Annotated in this window: 18 protein-coding genes; 9 read left to right on the forward strand and 9 right to left on the reverse strand. The window is 70.0% G+C overall.

The window, feature by feature from the left end; all coding sequences use genetic code 11:
* Window positions 1-4: 4 nt before the first annotated feature.
* From GTZ93_RS24470 to GTZ93_RS24490, 5 genes are read left to right on the forward strand one after another with little or no spacing between them, the layout of a single operon-like run.
* Window positions 5-1,897, forward strand: a complete 1,893-nt coding sequence (locus GTZ93_RS24470; protein ID WP_139920594.1) for a DUF4129 domain-containing protein — start codon at window positions 5-7, stop codon at window positions 1,895-1,897.
* On the forward strand, window positions 1,890-3,167 hold the full coding sequence (locus GTZ93_RS24475; RefSeq protein ID WP_139920596.1) for a DUF4350 domain-containing protein: 1,278 nt from the start codon (window positions 1,890-1,892) through the stop codon (window positions 3,165-3,167). The genes GTZ93_RS24470 and GTZ93_RS24475 overlap by 8 nt, the downstream gene beginning before the upstream one ends.
* The gene (locus GTZ93_RS24480; protein ID WP_139920598.1) at window positions 3,164-4,165 is read left to right on the forward strand and encodes an AAA family ATPase; all 1,002 of its coding nucleotides are present in this window, start codon (window positions 3,164-3,166) and stop codon (window positions 4,163-4,165) included. Before GTZ93_RS24475 ends, GTZ93_RS24480 begins: the two co-directional genes overlap by 4 nt.
* Window positions 4,162-5,469 (forward strand): DUF58 domain-containing protein, encoded by a 1,308-nt coding sequence (locus tag GTZ93_RS24485; RefSeq protein ID WP_139920600.1) that lies wholly within the window; start codon window positions 4,162-4,164, stop codon window positions 5,467-5,469. Before GTZ93_RS24480 ends, GTZ93_RS24485 begins: the two co-directional genes overlap by 4 nt.
* A 9-nt stretch (window positions 5,470-5,478) precedes the next feature.
* Complete coding sequence (locus GTZ93_RS24490) at window positions 5,479-6,003, forward strand: GNAT family N-acetyltransferase (RefSeq protein ID WP_139920602.1); 525 nt, start codon at window positions 5,479-5,481, stop codon at window positions 6,001-6,003.
* Here GTZ93_RS24490 and GTZ93_RS24495 read toward each other — a convergent pair.
* From GTZ93_RS24495 to GTZ93_RS24505, 3 genes are all read right to left on the reverse strand, one after another.
* On the reverse strand, window positions 6,000-6,443 hold the full coding sequence (locus GTZ93_RS24495; RefSeq protein ID WP_171809401.1) for an inorganic diphosphatase: 444 nt from the start codon (window positions 6,441-6,443) through the stop codon (window positions 6,000-6,002). The genes GTZ93_RS24490 and GTZ93_RS24495 overlap by 4 nt on opposite strands.
* A complete protein-coding gene (locus tag GTZ93_RS24500) occupies window positions 6,440-7,453 on the reverse strand; it encodes a stage II sporulation protein M (RefSeq protein ID WP_139920604.1) in 1,014 nt (337 codons plus the stop codon). Before GTZ93_RS24500 ends, GTZ93_RS24495 begins: the two co-directional genes overlap by 4 nt.
* 100 nt (window positions 7,454-7,553) lie before the next feature.
* Window positions 7,554-8,870 (reverse strand): bifunctional metallophosphatase/5'-nucleotidase, encoded by a 1,317-nt coding sequence (locus GTZ93_RS24505; RefSeq protein WP_390624912.1) that lies wholly within the window; start codon window positions 8,868-8,870, stop codon window positions 7,554-7,556.
* 306 nt (window positions 8,871-9,176) lie between these two features.
* On the opposite strand from GTZ93_RS24505, the gene GTZ93_RS24510 reads away from it, so the two are divergent.
* Window positions 9,177-10,688, forward strand: a complete 1,512-nt coding sequence (locus GTZ93_RS24510; RefSeq protein WP_139920608.1) for a hypothetical protein — start codon at window positions 9,177-9,179, stop codon at window positions 10,686-10,688.
* Between the two features lies 1 nt (window position 10,689).
* Here the strand turns inward: GTZ93_RS24510 and GTZ93_RS24515 are convergent, their stop codons facing one another.
* A complete protein-coding gene (locus GTZ93_RS24515; RefSeq protein ID WP_161663027.1) occupies window positions 10,690-13,794 on the reverse strand; it encodes a cyclic nucleotide-binding domain-containing protein in 3,105 nt (1,034 codons plus the stop codon).
* 212 nt (window positions 13,795-14,006) lie between these two features.
* On the opposite strand from GTZ93_RS24515, the gene GTZ93_RS24520 reads away from it, so the two are divergent.
* Window positions 14,007-14,855 (forward strand): RDD family protein, encoded by an 849-nt coding sequence (locus GTZ93_RS24520; protein WP_139923859.1) that lies wholly within the window; start codon window positions 14,007-14,009, stop codon window positions 14,853-14,855.
* On the opposite strand, the gene GTZ93_RS24525 is transcribed toward GTZ93_RS24520, so the two are convergent.
* Window positions 14,797-15,315 (reverse strand): outer membrane beta-barrel protein, encoded by a 519-nt coding sequence (locus tag GTZ93_RS24525; RefSeq protein WP_120581588.1) that lies wholly within the window; start codon window positions 15,313-15,315, stop codon window positions 14,797-14,799. The two genes, GTZ93_RS24520 and GTZ93_RS24525, sit on opposite strands and share 59 nt — an antisense overlap.
* Before the next feature lie 103 nt (window positions 15,316-15,418).
* Here GTZ93_RS24525 and GTZ93_RS24530 point away from each other — a divergent pair, with 103 nt between their 5' ends.
* Together GTZ93_RS24530 and GTZ93_RS24535 are read left to right on the forward strand one after the other, a co-directional pair.
* Entirely contained in the window at window positions 15,419-16,477 is a 1,059-nt protein-coding gene (locus GTZ93_RS24530) for a tetratricopeptide repeat protein (protein WP_169822684.1), read from the forward strand.
* Window positions 16,478-16,504: 27 nt separating this feature from the next.
* Window positions 16,505-17,557, forward strand: coding sequence for an FHA domain-containing protein (locus GTZ93_RS24535; RefSeq protein WP_161663028.1), 1,053 nt, complete (start codon window positions 16,505-16,507; stop codon window positions 17,555-17,557).
* 109 nt (window positions 17,558-17,666) lie between these two features.
* Here GTZ93_RS24535 and sctV read toward each other — a convergent pair whose 3' ends face one another.
* The 4 genes from sctV to GTZ93_RS24555 all read right to left on the reverse strand — a co-directional run bounded on the left by sctV (window position 17,667) and on the right by GTZ93_RS24555 (window position 21,364).
* Window positions 17,667-19,793, reverse strand: coding sequence for a type III secretion system export apparatus subunit SctV (sctV, locus tag GTZ93_RS24540; RefSeq protein WP_120580923.1), 2,127 nt, complete (start codon window positions 19,791-19,793; stop codon window positions 17,667-17,669).
* A gap of 86 nt (window positions 19,794-19,879) precedes the next feature.
* Window positions 19,880-20,347, reverse strand: coding sequence for a tetratricopeptide repeat protein (locus GTZ93_RS24545; protein WP_120580924.1), 468 nt, complete (start codon window positions 20,345-20,347; stop codon window positions 19,880-19,882).
* A gap of 98 nt (window positions 20,348-20,445) precedes the next feature.
* The gene (locus tag GTZ93_RS24550) at window positions 20,446-20,961 is read right to left on the reverse strand and encodes a hypothetical protein (protein ID WP_120580925.1); all 516 of its coding nucleotides are present in this window, start codon (window positions 20,959-20,961) and stop codon (window positions 20,446-20,448) included.
* Window positions 20,962-21,145: 184 nt separating this feature from the next.
* Window positions 21,146-21,364 carry a hypothetical protein gene (locus tag GTZ93_RS24555; RefSeq protein WP_120580926.1) on the reverse strand — a complete coding sequence of 73 codons (219 nt, stop codon included), beginning with the start codon at window positions 21,362-21,364 and terminating at the stop codon, window positions 21,146-21,148.
* Window positions 21,365-21,404 lie beyond the last annotated feature (40 nt).

Below are 21,404 nucleotides of genomic sequence, written 5' to 3' on the forward strand. Positions count from 1 at the left end.
CGCGATGGCCGTCTCCGCATTGGAATTGCGCCCCCGGGGTCCGGTGGCCTTGATGGACGCGGCGCTGCGCCTGTGCGCGCGCGACGCGGGCGTGTGGGCCCTCACGCTGCCGGGTGGCGCGGCGGTGGTGGCCGCGCTGCTGCACCTGGTGGACGCCGTGGATCATGGGCGCTCCCCTACCCTGCCCGCGCTGTACGTGACGCTCGCGTGGTTCCTGCGGGGCGTGGGCCAGGGCGCGGCGTGCCACTACGTTCAAGAGGTGCTGCTGGGCGCGAAGGCGGAGCCGTCCGTGCGCCAATCCCTGCGCGCGGCGATGGAGAGGCTGCCCAGCTTGTTCATCGCGGTGGCGTACCTGGCGTTCTTCAACGTGCTGACGTTGACGTTCTCGCTGGGCATCGCGCTGTTCCTCCTCTCCGCGCAGGGCGTGGGCTACGCGGCGACGATGCAGGGCCGGGGCAGCCCGCTGAAGCTGTACGCGGTGGGCTCGAAGCTGTTGGGCCCGTCTCGCGGGACGGCCACCGCGGTGCGCTGGCTGATGGGCGTACAGGTGCTGGTGTTCCTCAACCTGCACGTGGGGCTCAACTTCCTGCTGTACCTCGGGCGGCAGCTCGTGGGCATCGACCTGACGTTCGCGGAGCGGTTCGCGTCGTTGGACAACCCGCCGTGGCTCGTGTTCCTCGCGGCGACGACGTTCGCCCTCTTCGAGCCCCTGCGCGCGGCGACCGCCACGTTGCTGCTGGTGGACGGACGCGTGCGGCAGGAAGGCCTGGACCTGCTGGCCGCCGTTCAACAGCTCCCGGAGCGGAGTACGCAGCGCGGGGTGCTGGCATCCAAGAGCGTAGCCGCGGCGCTGCTGCTGGCCACGGGCCTGCTCCTCGCGGTCCCCGCGCCGGTGGAGGCCGCGCCGGAGGCCACCGCGCCCGTGGACCGCAAGGCGCTGCGCACCCGGCTGGAGAAGGTCGCGACGGAGTGCGAGCTGCCCGAACAGGTGGAGGGCACGGCGCTCAAGGACTTCGACGCGCTGAACGCGCGTGAGACGGTCAAGCTCGAGCGCTTCGTGCGCCACCTGGAGCAGCTGGCCTACGACGACGAGGACTGTGAGACGGCGGCGGTGGCGCTGGAGAACGGGCTCGCGCAGGTGACGGCCACGGCCGAGGCCCAGGCGCGCGCGGATGCCCGTGCGGCCACGGACCGGGCGCGGGCCATCCTCGCGCGGCCGGAGTTCCAGGAGCGCCCGGAGAAGGCCCCGGCCGAACCCAAGGAGGAAGAGGTCCCTCCTTCGGAGCCGAGCTGGTGGCGCCGCTTCATCGACAAGCTGGGCGAGTGGTTGAGGGACTTCTTCAAGCGCAACAACCCGCGGCCCCAGTCGCATGACACGGCCCTGCCCGTGAGCGGAGGCGCGGCGGCGAACGCCCTCGTCGTGATGCTGGTCGCGCTGACGCTGGCGGTGCTGGGAGTGGTGGTCGTGAACGTGCTGCGGCGCAAGCGCGAGAAGTCGGGCCCGGCGCTGGAGGTGAGCACCATGGACGCCGCGGCGCTCGCGGGCAGCCCGGACCACGCGCTGTCGCGTCCGCCCGAGGGCTGGGCGCATCTGGCCGACGCGCTGGCCGCGAAGGGCGAGTACCGCGAGGCGGTGCGCAACCTGTACCTCGCGCTCCTGTCGCGCCTGCATCGTGACGGCGCCATCCACTACGACGAGACGCTGTCCAACTGGGACTACCTGCGCGCGTTCCGGGGCCGCCCGGAGGTGAAGGCCCCATTCCGTGAGCTGACGCGCCGCTTCGACTTCGCGTGGTACGGCAACGTGCCCGTGAGCGCCGACGGCTATACCGAGTTCCGCGCCATCACCGCCCCGCTGCTCGCCGCGCCGGCCGCGCAGGAGGCCGCCGGTGCGTGACCGTTTCCCACTGCTCGTGCTGGGAAGCCTGCTGCTCGCGGGCGTGCTCGGGGCATTCCTGGTGCGCGGCGCCCAGCGCGGCGGCTTCGCGGATCCGCTGTCCACCTTCCGCGCGGAACCGGACGGCGCGCGAGCCCTGTACCTGCTCACGCAGGAGAGCGGCCTGCCGGTGACGCGCAACATGGCGGACCTGCGCCTGCTCACCGGCCATGAGGCGCTGGTGCTGCTCGCCGTGGAGGTCCAGGACTCGCACGAGGAGGATCCGGATCAGACGCGGCTCGCCTCGGATCCAGACGCGGGCGTGGACGACGAGGAAGCGCCGCACACGGGCTTCAATGCCCTGCGGGCGCAGCAGTTGGACGACGACGAGGTGGAGCGCGTGCTGTCCCATGTCCGCGCCGGTGCCTCGCTCGTGTACGTGCCGTGGGGGTCGCGGGAGAACGCGCTCCTGGATGAATTGGGCGTGACGCTGGACAAGGCGGACGTGACGCTGCCCATGCGCACGCTGGTGCCCTCGCTGCCCACGCCGTACACGCTGGGCGTGGAGCGCGTGGAGGCGAAGGTCCAGGCCTACCTCCGGCTGCCGGAGGGCGCCGTCACGGTGCTGGAGGATGAACGCCTGGGCTTCCCCGTGGCGGCGGTGATTCACGCGGGCAAGGGCCGGGTGCTGGTGGTGGGTGCCCCGGAGCTCGCGATGAACCCGGCGCTCGCGAGGGCGGACAACGCGCAGTTCTGGCTGAGCGCGCTGGAGGCCCTGGGCCCCGGCCCCTTCGCCTTCGACGAGTTCCACCACGGCTTCACCAACGAGCGCTCGCTCGTGGACTTCGCGCGCCGCTACGGCCTGCACTTCGCCGTCGCGCAGCTGCTCCTGGGCGTCGTGCTGTGGGCGGGCGCGCTGAAGCGCTTCGGCCGTCCGCTCCCTCCGCCGGAGTCCATGCGCGTGGGCGCCACGGACGCCCTCTTCGCCATGAGCCGCCTGTATCGCGAGGGCCGGCACCACGGCTTCGCCGCGGGACTCATCTCGCGCGGCCTCACGCAGCAGTTGGCGCCGCTCGCGGGCCTGCCTTCGCACTCCACCGCGGTCGCCGTCGCGGAAGGGCTGCGCACGCGTGGACGCCAGGACCTGGCGGACGGGCTGCTCGACGTGACCCGCCAGTCCGAGACTGTCCGCACGGACGCCGACATCCAGGCCCTCGCCACTTCCGCCGCGCGACTGCGCGAGCGCATCCACCCCGCCGGCACCGGCCGGCCCCGCCCCGGAACAACATGAACGCCCCGCCCTTCTCCCCTCCTCCCTTCCCGGACACCGGCAACGCAGTGCGGGCCGCGAACGCCATCCGTGAGGGCGTCCTCGCGGAGGTGCGCAAGGCCGTGGTCGGGCAGGACGAACCGCTGGAGTTGATGCTCTGCGGGCTCGTGGCCGGCGGGCACATCCTCCTGGAGGGCGTGCCCGGCGTGGCCAAGACACTGATGGCCAAGGCGCTGTCGCGCAGCGTGGGCGCGGACTTCAAGCGCATCCAGTTCACGCCGGACCTGATGCCCGCGGACATCCTGGGCACCAGCGTCTTCGACCTGAAGTCCCAGGCCTTCGTGCTCGCGCGAGGCCCCATCTTCACGGACCTGCTGCTGGCGGACGAAATCAACCGCGCCCCGGCGAAGACGCAGTCCGCGCTGCTGGAGGCCATGCAGGAGCGCGCCGTGTCGCTGGAGGGCAAGAACCTCCAGCTGTCGCCCATGTTCACGGTGTTCGCCACGCAGAACCCGGTGGAGTCCGAGGGCACGTACCCGCTCCCCGAGGCACAGCTGGACCGCTTCCTCCTGAAGATCGACGTGGGATACCCCGCGCCGGAGGAGGAGGACGCCATCCTCGAATCCGTGCACCGGGGCTTCGACGCGGGCGACCTGGCGCGCGCGGGCTTGAACGCGGCGGTGACGAAGGACGACCTGCTCCAGGCGCGCGCGGCGCTCAGCACGGTGAACGTGGAGCCGCCGGTCCTCGGGTACATCCGCAAGGTGGTGGCGGCGACGCGGAGCTCGCCCAACATCCGTCTGGGAGCGGGGCCGCGCGCGGGCGTGCACCTGCTGCTCGCGTCGAAGGCGCTGGCGGTGCTGCGAGGCCGCGACTTCGTCACGCCGGACGACGTGCGCTTCCTGGTGGGCCCGGTGCTGCGACACCGGCTGCTCCTTTCGCCTGACGCGGAGCTGGACGGAGCCACGCCCGCGGACGTGCTGCGCGAAGTGGTCCAGGGCGTCGAGGTCCCCCGGTGATTCCCTCCGAGCGCCTGTGGGGGCTGCTTGCCCTGCTAGCGCTGCCCATGGCGCTGGCGGGCTTCTTCCCGGGCCTGGGTGGCGCGGTGCTGGCGCTGGACGCGCTGGCCGTGGCGCTGGCCGCGTTCGACTTCCTCCAGGCCCGCCGCGTGCGGCTGGAGGTGGAGCGCCTGCTGCCGGAGCGCCTCAACGTGGGCGTGGCCAATCGCGTCGAGCTGCGCCTGGTGCACCGGGGCGGAGGCACGGTGGAGGTGCGCGTGAAGGACGACGCGCCGCCGTCGTTCACCGTGGAGCCCTCGGAGGCGACGCTGCGCCTCACGCCGGACAGCCAGACGCAGTGGGTGTACCGGGCCACGCCCGCGAAGCGAGGCAAGTTCAGCTTCGGCGCCGTGCACGTGCGCGTTCGCGGTCCGCTGGGGCTCGTCTCGCACGAGCGCATGTTCCCGGCCGAGCGCTCGGTGTCGGTGTACCCGGACCTGCGAGGAGCCCGCAGGCTGCTGTTGTCCGGCGCGGCGCTGGACTTGGTGAACCTGGGGCTGCGGCAGCTGCGGCGTGACGGCCAGGGCAGCGAGTTCGCGCGCCTGCGCGACTACGCCCAGGGCGACAGTGTGCGCGACGTGGACTGGAAGGCCACCGCGCGTCGGGGCAAGCCGGTGACGCGGGTGTTGGAGTCGGAGCGCTCGCAGGCGCTGATCATCTGCGTGGACGCGGGGCGCTCCATGGCGGCCCAGGTGGACGGCCTCACCAAGTTGGATCACGCGGTGAACGCGGCGCTGTTCCTCGCCTTCGTGGCCATCCGCAACGGGGACCGCGTGGGCCTGGCCCTCTTCGCGGACGGGGTGAAGGCCTACCTGCCGCCCGCGGCGGGCCGGGGCCAGTACCGCAAGCTGGTGGACACGCTCTACTCCACGACGCCCAGCCTCACGTACGTGGACTACCTGGCGCTCTTCAAGGAGCTGAACGTGCGCCTCAACCGGCGCAGCCTGCTGTGCGTCTTCACGGACTTCCTCGACGAGGAGCAGGCCGGAACGCTGGTGGCCCCGCTGCACCGGCTGGCCCGCCGCCACGTCCCGCTGTGCCTGTCCGTGAAGGACACCGCGTTGCAGAAGCTGCTGCGCACGCCGCCGTCAGGACCGGAGGAAGCGTTCCAGCACGCGGTGGCGTCGGAGCTGCTCACGGACCGAGAGGTGCTCAAGGCGCGCGTGAGCAAGGGCGGCGTGCAGATGCTCGACGTCGCGCCGGATGAACTGAGCCTCGCGGCCGTGAATCGGTATCTCGACATCAAGGCGCGCGGCGTCCTGTAGGGGGGAGCCATGACCCGGACGGCATTCCAGACAGCGGACTTCACGGCGGTCCCCGTCGACGACAACGACACGCACGTCCTGCAACCGCTCCTCGACCGCTGCGAGGACTACCACCAGATCGCCTACGGCCGCCCCGCGCTTCCGGATCAGGCCCGGAACATCCCTCGCGAGCGGCCGCCCACGCTCGCCCCCGGGCAGGGTCACCTCTTCGCGCTTCGCGACGCGCAGAGCGGCCTCGCGGGGATGCTCGAAGCGCTGCGCGACTTTCCGGCGCCGGGTGAGTGGTACATCGGCCTGCTCCTCCTCGCCCCAGAGGCCCGGGGCCACGGCCGGGGTGAGGCCGTGCTGAGCGCCTACGCGGACTACGCGCGCGTGAACGGTGGCCGGCTGCTGCGAGTGGCGGTGGTGGAGCACAACGACGTCGGGCGCCGCTTCTGGACGCGCGTGGGCTTCCAGCCGGAGCAGTGGGTGGGCCCCATCGAGCAGGGCCTTCGGATGAACCGGGTCCTGAAGATGACGAAGTCCCTCGGCTAGGCCTCGGGTCCCTCTCGCAACCAGCCCACGAAGCGCGTGTCGGGCACGTCGCCGCGCACGCGGTGCAGACCCCGCTTGAACAGGGCATAGACGCGGAAGAAGCGCTCCAGGCCCGCGCGCTCCGAGGGCGTCATCGGATGCGTCCCGCACACCACCTTCGGGTCGCCCTTCCCCGCGTCGATGAAGCCCAGCACGGCCACCACCGGCACGCGCACCCGCTGCCCCTGCGAAAGCCGAGGCCCCAGCACCACCGCGTCCAGCGGGTCTCCATCATCCGACAGCAGGCCCGGAATGGAGCCGTAGTTGTACGGACACGGCAGCGGCGACACGAAGTCCACCGAGCCGTCCGCGCGCCGCTTCACCATGGAGAAGCGTGGGCACTCAATGAGCACCTCCGGCTCGCGAGGCAGCGGAGGCACGGACAGGTCCGGCCCACTCATCCCGCCAGCTCCGCCGTCGCACGCGCATCCCCGCGCCGGCCGCGCATCCAGTCCGACAGCAGGTACGCGTAGACGCCCGCCCCCACCGTGAGCGCGAAGCCGACCTTGAAGGCCACCGACAGCTTCGGAGGATGAATCTGCGACACGGTGCCTTCGATGAAGCCCGCGAGCACGAACAGCACCAGCGTGCCGAACAACATCTTCACCGCGGTCACCGCCTCCTTGCGCAGCGCCTGCCCGCGAGACAACCCACCCGGGGCCACCATGCCCCGCGCGATGACGAGCCCCGCCGCGCCCGCGATGCAGATGGCCGAAATCTCCGGGATGCCGTGCGGGAGGATCCACGCCCAGAACCACCCGGCCATCTCTTTCGCCGCGTACACCTGCGCGAGCGCCCCCAGGAACAGGCCGTTGACGAACAGCATCACCGCCGTGCCCAGCCCCAGCGTGACGCCCAGCGCGAACGCCAGGAAGGCCACCTGGATGTTGTGCGTGAAGAGGAACGTCGTGAACTGGGCCTGCTCCTCCACGGTCATGCCCTTGCCCGCGGCCTCATCCGCGGCGCGCTTCACGGGGTCCAGGCTCACGTGCTGCCCGGGCACCAGGTAGTGCCCGGCGTCCGGATCCACCACCATGCCCACGTAGCCGAAGCCCGCGCCCGCCAGGAACAGCAGCACCGACGCCACGTACATGCGCCACTCATGACGCAGGAGCGCTGGGAAGCCGCGCGCCACGAAGGCCCACACGTCCGCGAACCGGGGCCGGCGGCCCGGATACGTCAGCGCGTACGCGCGGCCCACCAGGTCGTTGAGGTACGCGCTCACATCCGCGGAGCCGCTGCGCGCACGCACCCACAACAGGTCGCTGGAGACGGCGCGGTACAGCTTCCCCAACGAGCGGGCCTCGTCCAGGCTCAGCTTGCGCAGCCCCTCGCCCTCGGACTTGTCCAGCAGCGACTCCAGTTGCTGCCAGCGCGGGCGCCGCGTCTCGATGAACTCCGCCATCTCCATGGGCCCACTCTAACCGAGCCCCGGAAACGGCGAGGCGCCGGCCGCCCTCCCCGTTTCGAGGGAGGACTCCGGCGCCCCGGTGCTTCAGGACCGCGAAGCGCTACTTGACCAGCTTCTCCAGCGGCTTCGCCTCGGTGGAGGCCTGGGCCTCCGTCCACTCGACAACGGGCGTCTGCCACGCCATGCCCGTCTCCGCCGGGTCCGTGTCCAGCTTCTCGAAGTCGAAGCCGTCGCCGCCGAAGTACAGGTACTCGACCGTGGCGACCGTGTACTCCTTCTTCGGATCCAGCGCCTTGCCCTGGGCGTCCTTGAACTTGCCCTTGCCCGCCGCGGTGAAGCCGGCCACGAGCGCGTCCGGGTTCGCCAGCTGCTTGGCCAGGTCCTCGCCCTTGAGCTTCACGGTGAGCAGCGAGTTCTCGAACGGCATCGCCGAGTACACGCTGCCCAGCGTCACCTCACCCTTGGCCAGGCCATTGCGGATGCCGCCCTTGTTGAGGATGGCCCCGTCGGTGTTGAGCTGCGTGCGCACCGCGCCCGCCACCCACTTCGCCATCAGCGGCGAGTCCTGCGGGATGCCCGTCTTGGTGAAGCCGATCTTCCGGCCCAGCGCCTGGTCCACCTTCGTCTGCCACTCCGCGATGCGCTTCGCCGTCTCCGCGTCCGGCGTGCCGCCCGCGACCTCGACGACCTTCGTGTCCACGCCGGTCAGCTTCTGGCCCGCCGCCTTCGCGGGGTCGAACTTCAGCTGCGCGCGCAGGTACGAATCGAAGCCACGGCCCAGCGACGCGTACGTGGTGTCACCCTCGGTCTTCACGCCCGGGGCGTCCGTGCCGCAGCGGCCACCGGCCACCAGCGACACCTTCCAGTCCGCGTGCTTCGCCAGCACCGGCTGCAGATCCGTGGGGCACTGGTCCGCCACCACCACGACGACGTCCGCGCCCGCCTTGCGAGCCTCGGGGATGGCCGTGCTCAGCGCGTCCTCGTTGGGGGTGACCTCCAGGCCCTCGGCGCGGCCGGACATCGCCGTGCGCACGGTCTTCTGGGAGGTGAGGCCCACCACCGCAATCTTCAGGCCCCGCCGCTCGTAGACCTGGAACGCGGGCATGGACAGGTCCTTCGCCAGCGTCGCGTCCGTCACCTTCAGGTTCGCGGCCAGGAAGGGGAAGCCCCCGGCCGTGCGGTTCTTCAGGAAGGAATCCTTGGCGTACGACAGCTCGTGGTTGCCCAGAGCAGAGGCCGCAAAGCCCATGTGCCCCATCACTTCGGCCGTCGGAGCACCCAGGAAGAAGGAGGAGATGGCCGGGCCCGTCCACAGGTCGCCCGTCGTCAGGGCGAGCGTGCCGGCATCCGGACAGGTCGCCTGGCCGTCCTTCAGCGGACCGGCACAGTGCTTTTCATCATTCACCCAACGGCCCATCAGCTCCGCGGCGCCGCCCTTGCCGTCAACGGGCAGGAGCTGGCCACGGGCGCTGCCGGTGACGAGCACCGTCACCTCAGAAGGCACGGCGGGCTTCGCGGGCTCGGCCGCCGGGGGCGGCGTGGCCGGAGCCGGCGGGGGAGTCTTCTCACAACCCGCGAGGGCTCCCAAGGCGAGGACCAGCGCGCCGGACGACAGCGTGAGCTGGCGGGAAGGACGACGGAAGGGACGCAGCGAGAGAGGGTTCGGGTTCACGGCCGGGCCTTTAGCACATCCCCAGCGTGGTAGCGTGAGGCAATGACGGGCATGAAAGGCAAGGATTTCAAGCCTTTACAGGAGGAGAAGGACGGCGGGACTCCCAGTGGACGAGGGGACTCCCGGGGCCGGAACTTCGCCTCGGAGCTGTGGGGCGAGGTTCGGGGTGGCGCCGAGCACTTCCAGTCCACGAAGGGCCAGCTGCCCAAGGGCCGCATCCGCCAGTTCTTCTATGGGGTGGCCCTGCCCTTCCACATCGCCCGCGTCACGCTCGCGAGCCCCGCGGTCCGCGCCACCTACGTGAAGGTGACCGCGCTCCAGACGGCGTTCCTGCTGGCCATCGCCGCGGGGTGGGCGTTCCACGCGTTCGACGGAGAAAAGGAAGCGAAGAAGCAGGAGCGGCGGAAGGAGACGCCCGAGGCCCGGGCCGCGCGTGAGCAAGCACAGGCCCGTATCGAACAGCGGGCGAAGGAGCTGGAGGCCGCAAAGGGTGATCCGGCCGCCATGAAGAAGGCGCTCGCCGCGCTCGTCGAAGAGGCCATCAACGCGGGCAAGACCGGCGACCTTCCTCCGGAAGAAGCCGCCACCACCGCCGAGGACGCGGCGGATGAGGCCGCCACCGCCGTCGAGGAGGCAAAGGAGGAACACGCAGCGGCCGAGCCGCAAACCGGATCCGCTCGGAACGCCGACGAGACCGCGAGCGACACCGGGGACGCGGGGGACTCCCTGGGCGACCAGATCTCCGCCATCGTCCGGGCGGAGGTGGAGGAGGCCCTGCGGGACGTCCCGGAGGTGAACGCGAAGGGCCCGCGCGTCCAGAAGGAACACCAGAAGAAGGGGTTCAACGTCGACGCGCCCAAGGTGCGCAACGGCATCTTCTTCCTGGGCAGCTGGGAGTTCTGGGCGCTCTTCTTCGGCTCGCTGAGCGCGGTGCAGTGGATCGTCGTCACCCTGTCGCGCGACTACCACACGGTCCTCTCGCGCGAGGCCAGCCTCGCCACCGGTGTGCCTCCCGAGGACCCCGAAATCTCTCCGCGCGTGCGCCTCAACGTCCCCTGGCTGCGCGCGAAGTTCCAGCGCCGCTGGCGGGCCCTCATGCTGTTCCTGGTGGGGATTCCCGCCATCCTCCTGCTCTGCATCCCGCTGTGCTGGTTCCCGAAGTCGTTCACCATCCTCAGCAGCGTCTGGGGCTTCTGGTGGCTGCTCGTCTTCACCGCCGCCAAGAGCGACCGCGCGTGGATGGCCCCCGTCACGCGTCCGCCCTGGTTCGTGCGCGTCTGGAGCGCGCTGCCCGCCCTGCACGTGGGGCCCCTGCGCAACTACGCGGCGCGCCTGGCCCGCCGCTCGGAAGGCGTCGCCGCGCCCATCGCCGTCGTGGAGCGTCAGCCGTGGGTGTTCGCGGGGCTCGCGCTCACGCGGTTCGTGGGCAGCATCCCGCCGTTCCGCTGCTTCACGCGGCCGTTCATCCCGGTGGCCTCGGCGCACCTCATCGGCCTGGACCCCATGCAGCCGCCCGCGCTCAAGAGCGGTGAAGCCCCGCCCGCGCACGGCGCGGGGGACTGACTCACACGTCCGAGGGCGCGTTGCCTTCGGGCGGCAGGCCGCCAATGCCCTCCAGCGGCGAGGGGGGCTGCTGGGGGGCGCCCAGCTCCAGCCGCTGGCCCTCCTCACGGCGCGCGGGCAGGTCGATGACGCTCTGGAGCTGCTGGCTCACGGAGCGGAAGAAGCCCGTGAGCAGCTCCGGCCGGTCCGCCAGCAGGTCCAGGAAGTCACGCCGGTCGATGACGAGCACGCGCGAGTCCACCGCGGCCACCATGTCCGTGGGCCGGGGCGCGCCGTCCAGCAGGCTCACCTCGCCAATGGCCTCCTTCGCCTGGAAGCGCAGCACGTGCTCGCCGTTGCGGAACGCGTCCACCGCGCCCTCGACGATGACGTAGAGCGCGTCGCCCGGGTCGCCCTGGCTGTAGAGCCGCTGGCCCGTCTTGTATGAGGCCTCGCGCGCCACCTCCGCGATGGCGGCGATGTCATCCACGTCGCTCTGCGAGAAGACGCTCACGCCCTCCAGGGCGAACATCCGTTGGACGATGGTATCGCTCATGTCACCCTCCTGCGGGAGCACGTCCAGGCCATTCACCCGCGCCACGTGGCGGGCGCACGCGCGCAGCACCAGGTCCTCACTCTGCACGAGCCCCGCCAGCCGCCGCCACAGACGGCCCGGCGCTCCAGGCGGCAACTCGCGGTGGTGGGCCTCCACCTGCTCCATCACCAGCTCGCGCTCCTCCTGCGCCACCAGGTTCTCCAGCAGCTCCAACGCATAGGCGCGACGGCGCGAATCGTTGCCCACCAGGTGCTGGTGGATGCGGCGCATGGCCTGCGGCGGGTGCAGGAGGCCCAGCAGGAAGAACGAAAGCTCCAGCGCCTGATCCAACCGGTCGCCCACCGCGCGGGTGAGCAGCGACTGGGGACCCAGCGCCGCCTGCACATCGCGGAAGGCACCCACCAGCTGGCGGTACGTGTCGCGGCGGCGGCCCAGCGCCTCGTGGATGCGGTCCACGTCCACCGGGTGGTCCGGCTGCTCCTCACGCAGGCGCGACAGCTGCGCGCCGATGCGGAAGTGCAGCGCCGCGTCGTCGCGCACGTTGGAGAACAGGAGCGCGTTGAGCGCCGCGGACGAACCGATGCCGCGCAGCACGCGGGGCAGCTGCATCCGCATGGCCAGGGGCGCGGCCTTGTTGTTGAGCTGCAGCTCCAACAGCGGCGTCACCGCGTCGCCCAACTGCACCAGCGACTCACGCGCGGCCGGACGCTCCTCGCGCCAGCCGAGGAACGGCAAGAGGCGCGGCGCCAGCTCCACGTAGCCGCCCTCGCCCACCGCCACCAGCGCCACGCGCCGGACGGAGATGTCCATGTCCTCCAGGTAGAGCGACAGCGGCCCCGCGAACCGAGGGTCCTTCAGCCGGCCCAACAGCCGCGCCACCTCGCGCCGCTCGGCCACGGGTGCGTGGTCGCCCTTCGCCAGCAGCTCGCGCAGGGACTCCAGCGCCGCGGAGTTGCCCTGCGTGCGCATCAGCGCGCCAATGGCCGCGCAGCGCAGCCCCACGTCGGAGCTGGTGAGCAGCGGCGGCAGCAGTCGCTCCGCGCGCTCCGGGGACAGCCGCGCCAGGGCCCACACAGCCTGGTCGCGGGGGCGCCGGGGGCCCTCCTCCACCAGCCGCTCCAGCATGGGCGCCAGCTCGCGGGCATCCATGGACAGGGCCAGCGTCACGCCACGCTCCTGCACGCGCTCGTGGGGATGGGACAAGAGCGAGGCCAGGTGCTGCCGCAAGGGCGCGGCCTCCGCCTGCTCCAGCATGTCCACCGCGCGCAGCACCCGCTCCGGCGTGGGAGCGCCCAGCGCCTCCACGAGCAGCTTCTGCGCCTCGCCGCCCAGTTCCACCTCTTCCTCTTCGTGCGCGCCCACCTGCTCGCCCAGCGCCGTGAGGTACGCGGGCTTGAGGCGCACGAGAAGGAGGCCCAGCGCGGCGCACAGCGCCACCACCGCCACGGCCATGGTGATGCCGTTGGCGCCCCGGCCCGCGCCGATGAGCAGCAGGCCCGCCAGCACCACGCCGCCCTTGCGCAACAGCCCGTCCACCGCGCTGCGCAGCCCCTCGCGCTGCTCGTCCGGCACCGCCGCGTAGAGCAGCTGGATGCCCACGGGAAGGATGGAGTAGCTCACCGCCGTCTCCACCAGCCGCAGCAGGTGCACCGGCCACAGCTGCCCGGTGGCCAGCGTGGCGCCCGCCAGCGGCGCGAGCACCAGTGGCACCAGCGCCAGGTACATGAGCAGGCCCATGCGCTTGAGCAGCCGCTCCGCCACGAGCAACTGGAACGCCACGCAGAACAGGCCAATCCACAGCTGCAGCGAGCCGAACAGCGCCGCCAGCCCGTCCTCGCTCAGCGTGCCCTCCACGCGCAGGCGGAAGAGGTAGTCCACGAAGGACGACAGCACCGCGAACGCGATGCCCAGCGCCGCCAGCACCTGCGCGTAGGGGCTCGCCCCCAGGTAGCTCCACGCCGGGAACCACGCCTGCAACGAGCGCGTGCGAGGGGGCGGCGCCGGCTCCGCCTTGTGCAGGTGGTGGAAGATGGCGCCCGCGGCCAGCAGGCTCACCGCGCCGCTCACCACCACGGCGGGCGTGCCCAGCCGCACCGCCAACGCCTGCACCAGCAGGCCGCCCGCGATGCCGCCGCCCATGCCAAAGCCATTGAGCACGGTGAAGGCCCGGCGTGCCTCGCGCGCGTCGAACGCGGACGCCATGCGGCCCCAGAAGCGGAACGACACGAACGTGCTGAAGCAGTCCGCGAACAGGTACAGCGCCAGCGCCGGCATGCGCTGCCCCGCGGACAGCGCCGCCGCCAGCCCCAGCGCCAGCACCCCGCCCACCCCGGTGAGGATGCCCGGGGACTCCGTGGGCGCGTCCGGCCGGGCGCGAGGCAGCAGCGTCAGCGACGCCGTCATCAACGCACCCAGGAGGTAGAGGTACGGCAGCGCCTGGGACTCGAAGCGCGACAACACCAGCGCGTTCGCGGACGTCTTGAGCTGCGTCACTCCCGCGATGAGCGCGAACTGGAACGCACCCGCCGGCAGGACGCGGCGGTTCCAGGATGAAGGTTCAGAATGGGCCACGGGCGCGGGAATGCGGACAGGATAACGTGGAGCCCGCTATTCACGAATAACACTCTTCGGGTCCGGCGAGCATCCACCCTCCCGTCGGAGTCGGCCGCCCGCCTGCCCGGCATCGGAGCCGGAGTCCGGACTGGGAGTCCTTGCGGCCCCCACGGAAGGACACTCCTGTGAGCCCCACGGAACGCGGGCCGCGTGGCGTACACTCCGGCGCCGTGACGCCCACCCCTGACACCCTGCTCGACGGCACCCACACGGTGCTGACCCCGGAGTACGTGGAGTTCCGCTTCACGCTGGCGGGGGTGTACTCGCGCTTCCTCGCGTGGCTGATGGACGCGCTCATCGTGGGCTTCGTCGCGACGGTGGTGCTGCTGGTGTTCCAGGTGGCCATGGCCGCGTTCCCGGGGTTCGCCAGCGCGCTGGGCATCGTCGTCTACTTCCTGGTGGACTGGGGCTACGGCATCACGCTGGAGACCGTGTGGGCCGGCCAGACGGTGGGCAAGCGCGTGATGTCCCTCCGGGTCATCCAGGAGAGCGGCGTGCGCATCGGCTTCTACCACGCGGCCCTGCGCAACCTGGCGCGCGTGGTGGACCGGCTGCCGCTGCTCTACCTCGTGGGCGGCTCGGTCGCGCTCGTGTCGCGTTCGCACCAGCGGCTGGGGGACCTGCTGGCCGGCACCATCGTCGTGCGCGAGCGGCGCCTCAAGATGCCCTCCGCCCTGGAGACGCGCGGCGAGGAGGGCCTGCTGGCGGATCCGCTGTTCGTCTCGCGCGTGAAGCGGCTGTCCACCGAGGAGCGGGAGCTGGTGCTGTCCGCGGCCCTGCGCCGCGAGGAGCTGCGGCTGGAGGCCCGGCTCACGCTGTTCTCCGCGCTGGGCGCACGGCTCCAGGACTCGCTCGCCATGGAGAAGCCCGCCCACCTCTCGGACGAGAAGTGGACGCTGCTCGTCGCCGCCGCCCTGCTGCCCGCCCCGGCGGCTCGCCCGGGGCGGCCCACGTCCGGACCTAGAAGTACGTCGCCAGGCCCACGGAGCCCGTCAGCGACGTCTGCGTATCCTCGTTGAGCGCGATGTAGAAGTTGTACTGCGCGCGCACGCCCAGGCTCACCGAGTCGCTGAGGAAGAAGTCCACGCCCGCATTGGGCCCGATGCCCACGAAGTTGCTGATGCTCTCCTTGAACACGATGAGGTAGCTCACGTCCGTTCCGATGTACGGGCGGATGGTCTCCTCCAGCAGCAGGTAGCGGATGCCCAGCGACGGCGCCAGGCCCACCACGCGCTTCTCCGGCGTGGAGAAGGTGTCCGTCGGGAACATCAGCTTCGACAGCGAGACGACCTCGAAGCCGTTCTCGATGTAGAGGCTGCCCTCCAGGCCGATGAACGGCGTCCCCGCGAGGCCCGCGGTGCGCTTGAAGTCCATGTAGCCCAGCGACAGGCCCAGACTCCGGTTGGAGAACTGCGCGTGAGCAGGAGCCGCGCCCAGCAGGGCAGCGAGCAAGCCGAAAGCACAAAGGTAGGTACGCATGGCGGGGCACTCTACAGCCGGCCTAACCCCTGGAAAACAGCGCTGATTCAGCACAAGCCCGGCGTTGCCTCACGGGGTGGCGCTCTCCTACACTCGGCCGGCCATGCGTCTTCGCCTCTTCCTTACGCTGACCGCCGCCGTTTCCCTCTCCACCACTGCCTGTCTCAGCACGCCGCCCCCGCACGAACGGGCGCTCATCAACAATGAGCTTTGCGCGCAGGAGATGGCCAACGGGGACCTGCAGAAGGCGGAGACCTACTGCAACCTGGGCCTGGAGTTCTCCCCCCAGTACGCGGACCTGTGGGCCAACAAGGGCCTCATCGCCATGTACTCGGGCAACAAGGGCAAGGCGAAGGAGTTCTTCATCAAGGCCCTGCGCTTCAACCAGGAGCACCTGCAGGCCTACCAGAACCTGGGCGTCCTCTACTTGGATGAAGGCGCCTACGGAAAGGCCCACGACAACTTCAAGCGCGCCCTGCAGGTGAACCCGGACAACCTGGAGTCGCGCTACGACCTGGGCCTCACCTACATGAAGATGGGCAAGAAGAAGGAGTCCAAGAAGGAGTTCGACACGCTGCTCGCGGTCAACCCCAACGTGGCCAACGCCCACCACAACCTCGGCATCATGGCCTACGAGGAAAAGGACCTGGAGACGGCCTTCGAGCACATCTCCCAGGCCGCCCAGCTCACCCCGGACTCCTCGGAGGTGTGGCACGACCTGGGCACGGTGCTGATGGAGCAGAGCCGCTTCGCGGAGGCCCGCGAGGCCTTTGGCAACTGTGCCCGCCTGGATGAGAAGAACTCCAGCTGCCTCAACAGCCTCGCCGTCGCCCAGCGCAAGGTGGCCCTCACCGACTCCGCCCTCAAGGAGCTGAAGGACACCCAGACGGCGGAGAACAGCGCCCCGGCCATGTACCTGCTCGCGCGCCAGTACCGTGAGAAGGGCCTCCTCGCGGAGGAGGAGAGCGCCTACCGCAAGTGCGTGAAGCTGGATGCCAAGTTCGCGCCCTGCCACTTCGGCCTCTTCCAGATCTTCTCCGAGGCCCACAAGCAGACCCACGCTCAGACGGCGTGCAAGAACTTCATGAAGTTTGGTACCTCCGAGGAATTCCCCACCGAGTACACGACGTGTGAGAGATTCCTCGCCAACGACTCGTTCTAGCCGTCCCTTGGGGTAGCGACACACGCGATGAGCGTCCGTCTGACCGTCACACAGCGCAGCGAGGCCGGAGGCGCCTCGGGCCAAGAGGTCGTCCTCGACGACTCCGTCATCACCCTGGGGCGGGACAAGACCTGCCAGGTGGTGCTCCCGCAGCAGGCGGTGTCGCGCAACCACGCGCGCATCATCCAGGAGGGCACCCTCTACTTCCTGGAGGACCTGGGCAGCGCGTACGGCACGAAGATCAACGGCAAGGCGCTCCCCAAGGGGGAGAAGGAACTGCTGCGCAACGGCGACGTCATCGCCATCGCGCAGTACGACGTCCGCTTCGACAAGGTCGTGGAGATCGCCCCGGACGTCAGCGACAAGACGTCCTTCCTCGCGCGCGGCATCTTGAAGGACGCGATGCGCGGCCTCGCCGGCGGCGAGGAGCGCTTCTTGCGCTACATGAACGGCCCGCGCGAGGGCCAGCGCATTGAAATCTCCGAGGCCCAGGAGCACGTCTTCGGCCGCGACGAGAAGGAAGCCGACGTCATCCTCAAGGACGACCTCGTCTCCCGCAAGCACGCCAAGGTGCGCCGCGACTGGTCCGGCACGCACGTGGAGGACCTGGGCAGCCGCAACGGCATCAAGGTCAACAAGAAGCGGGTGAACCGCAAGGCGCTCAAGGACGGCGACGAGCTGGAGATTGGCGCCACCCGCTTCGTCTACGTGGACCCCGCCGAGCCCCCCGACGAGCCCGCGGTGAGCCTCGCCGCGGAGAGCTCCGCCGTCGTCCCGGCACCCTCGCCCCCACGCCCCTCCCCGCCCAAGCGCGAGGAGCCGCCCCCTCCCGAGCCTGAGCCCGAGCCCGCCCCCGCGCCACCGGAGGAGCAGCCGTCTTCCGAGGATGGGTCCGCGTCCTCCGAGGAGCCGCAGCCCGACGGTGGCGAGGAGATGCCCATGCCGGAGCCGGAGCCCGAGCCCGCCCCGGCGGCCGTGTCCGCGCTGGCGGACAAGAAGAAGCTCGTCCCGCTCATCGTCATGGGCGTGGTGGGGCTGAGCTTCCTGGTGCTGATGATCGCCGTGCTCGCGGGCGCCTGAGCCGCGCCCTTCGCGCCACGGCGGCCGCCCTTCCCTTCCTTCCCCTGGAAACGACAAGACCCCCGCTGAAGCAGCGGAGGCCTTGGTTCTTTCACACGCTCCCGCGCCGCTACCGGCCGGAGGAGATGCGCGCCACCGGCTGGATGTTCAGGTCCGGGGACAGCTCCTGGTAGCTGAGGATGGAGAACGAGGGGTTGAACTCGTACTCCAGCAGCTTGCGCACGTAGCGGCGGATGTCCATCGCCGTGAGGATGACGGGGCGCTGGGCACTGGGCGGCAGGTGGCCGCATTCCGAGCGCACCGCGCCGACAATCTCCTGGGCAATCTCCGGCTCCAGCGCCAGGTGCGCGCCCGCGGAGGTGCGCTTGATGGAGCTGCGGATGGCCTCCTCGATGTTCGGGTCGAGCAGGTACACCACCAGCGTGCCGGTGCCGCGCGCGTACTTGTGGGAGATGTAGCGGCGCAGCGAGGCGCGGACATGCTCGGTGAGCATGACGTTGTCGGCCTCCACCTGCCCGTACTCGGACAGGGCCTGGAGGATGCCGCGCAGGTCGCGGATGGAGAGCTCCTCCTCCACCAGGCGCCCGAGGATGTCCGTCAGCTTCAGAACGTTGACGATCTTGGGGACGACTTCCTTGACGATGGCCGGGAACGCCTTCTCCAGCTGCTCCAGCATCGTCTGCGTCTCCTGCACGCCCACGAACTCGCGGGCGTTCTTCCGGAGCACTGCGGCGGTGTGCAGGATGATGTAGCCGGGCACGTCCCAGGTGGTGAGGCCCGCGGACTCGAGCATCTCCCGGAACTGCTCGGGCACCCACGCGGCCGCCTGGCGCGTCGCGGGGTTGATGGCCTCGAAGCCGGGGATGTTCATCAGCTTGAGGCGCTCCACCGTGTCGTTCACCAGGATGTGGCCCAGGGTGGCCTGGCCGGTGACGACGGGCACTTCGTTGATTTGGATCTGGTAGGCCCCGGGCGGCAGGCCGCCGTTGCCGCGCGCGCGCACGCCGGGGAAGCGCACACCCAGCTCCACGAAGAGGCCGTCGCGCATGAACGGGATGAGCTCGAAGAGGAACTTGCCGCCGTCCTGCCGCGAGTCCACGAAGGGCACCAGCGCGTCGGACACCTCCAGCACGATGGGCGTGACGACGGGGATGAACAGCTCCGAGTCCGGGTTGAGCTGCTCCTTGGGCGGAGGCTCGGCGGACACGGGCGTGCCGAAGCTGGACTCCATCGCGGGGCCGGCTTCCTCGGCGGCCATCGCCTCGTCGCGCTTGCGCATCATCGACCAGGCGCCGAAGCCCGCGCCCGCGCCCAGCAGGAAGAAGGGAATCTTGGGGAGGCCGGGGATGAGGCCCAGGCCCACGAGCATGGCCGCCGCGATGGCGATGGCCTTCGGGAAGGCGGTGAGCTGCGTGCCCACGTCCTTGCCCAGGTGCGCGCCCTCTTCCTCGCCACCCACGCGCGTCACCAGGATGCCGGCGCAGGTGGAGATGAGGATGGCGGGGATCATGCCGACCAGACCGTCACCGATGGTGAGCAGCGTGTACTTCTGCGCGGCGTCACCAGCGGACATCCCCTTCTGCGTCACGCCGATGATGAGACCGCCCACGATGTTGATGACCGTGATGATGATGGACGCGATGGCGTCGCCCTTCACGAACTTCATCGCGCCGTCCATGGCGCCGAAGAGCTGGCTCTCACGCTCCAGGTCGCGGCGCTTCTTCTTCATCTGATCCTGATCAATCACACCCGCGCGCAGGTCCGCGTCGATGGACATCTGCTTGCCGGGCATCGCGTCCAGGGTGAATCGCGCGGCCACTTCCGCGACGCGCTCCGAGCCCTTGGAGATGACGATGAAGTTCACCACCACCAGGATGAGGAAGAGGATGGCGCCGACGACGAAGTTGCCCTGCACCACGAAGTTACCGAACGCCACCACCACTTCGCCCGGGTCGCCGGTGAGCAGGATGAGTCGCGTGGTGGAGATGGTCAGCGACAGGCGGAACATCGTCGTGATCAGCAGGAGCGTCGGGAACGACGACAGGTACAGCGGGCTGGGCACGTAGAGGGAGATGAGGAGCAGGATCACCGAGATGCTGATGTTCATCGTCAGCAACACGTCCAGGATGATCGTCGGCAGCGGGACGATCATCATCGCGACGATGGCCACGACGACCACGGCCAGGACGATGTCGGAGTACTTGTTCAGGAAGCTGTTCGGATCGGCGTTGGCCATCGGCGGGGCCATCCTAATCCGTGCGCGCCCCCGAGCCCAAGGGGGGGCCATCCCTCACCTGTCCGGCGAGGGAGCCTGCGGTCAACCTACGAGTGGTCCTCGGGGGCTTCGGATTCCGAAGCCTCGTCCGAGCTCTCCAGGGCCGCGGCGGCGAGCATGCGCGCACGACGGCTCAGGGGGTCCTTGTCATCGGGGTCCAGCGACACGGCATGCTGGAAGTCACGGGCCGCTTCCGTCGTCCGGCCCTGACGGAGGAACGCCTCGCCCCGGTTGACGAAGGGGGTGATGTCAGCGGGATCCAGTTCGATGGCGCGGTTGAAGCACGCCACGGCGGCGTCCAGGTCCTCCAGCGCCAGGTGGCAGGCGCCCAGAGCGGTCTGGAAGTAGGCCTCACTCGGGTCCATGACCGAAAGCTTCTCGAAGACGGCCAGCGACTCGTTGAAGTTCCCGTCCTGGAAGAGGTTGAAACCCTCCGTGGCCCGCTCGAGCATCTCCGGTCCGGACAGGGGCTTCTCGTTGTCGTTCGACACCGTGGCCTTGGATTCAGTCGTCATCGGCGCGTTCACCGGGGCGGGGACAGCAGCGGCGGGGGACTCTAGCCCGGGGGCCCCGCCAGTTCCAGACGGGGTCCCCTTCTCAGCGAGGGCTGACCTCACCCCGCCTCGTCGATCCGCTCCTGGACCTTCGCCATCGTGTCGCTCATCGACTTCTCGATGACGCTCTTGAAGATGTACTCGGAGCTGGTCTCCTTGTTGAAGGCCTTCTCGGCCTCCTTGTTGATCTCCTCGGCGGAGGCGTTCGGGTTCTTCGCGATGAAGTCCGCGACCGTCTTCTGCGCCTTGTCCAGCGCGCGGGTCCCGGCCTTCTCGCCCAGGCTGCCCACGTAGTCCTTGTACTTCTCCGCCAGGCCCTGGATGGCCTGCTCGGCGGTGGGCTTGTCGCCCTGCGCCGACTTCTGGCTCTGGCCGGCAGACTGGGTCTGGCCAGCGGCACCCGCCGCCGGGGCGCTCTTCGCCTGGAGCGCCTGGAGGCCCTTGGCGAGCGAATCCGTCATGGAGCGGAGCAGGTTCTCCTGCTTCACGAGCGCCTGCGAGCCGGTCGCCGGCGCGGCGGAGGTGGTCGAGATTCCGACGCGGGGAGCGGAACCGTTAATCGGGGTGGAGCCCATGATCCAAACCTCGTCTCTAAGTGCTGCGTTTCCAGGGTTATCGACGTGAGCCTAGTGGAAGTTTCCGGATCCTTTCCAGCGGCGACGGCCCGGGGAAGGAGCCCGGAAACGCCACCAGCCCCGAACCGGTACCCTGGAAGGGCACCAGCACGGGGCCGGAGCGAAACCAACAACCTGCGAAGGACTACTTCAGGTTGTTCACGGCGGCCATCGCCATGTCGTCCATCTTCTTCATGAGGTTCGTGATGGTGCTCATGATCTGGGACTCGAGCTGAACCTGCTTCTGCGCCTGCAGGAAGCCCTTCTGCTCGGCCGGGGCGGCGTCGATCATCTTGTCCATCGCCGTGCCGGTGGTGTTCTTCGCGGTGTTCACTGCCGTGTTGAAGACGTCGATCGTGGCCATGAGAGTGTCTCCGGGTCCTGCGAGATGGGTTCGTGCGGCA

This window comes from Corallococcus exiguus (genome assembly GCF_009909105.1).
Taxonomy (GTDB): domain Bacteria; phylum Myxococcota; class Myxococcia; order Myxococcales; family Myxococcaceae; genus Corallococcus; species Corallococcus exiguus.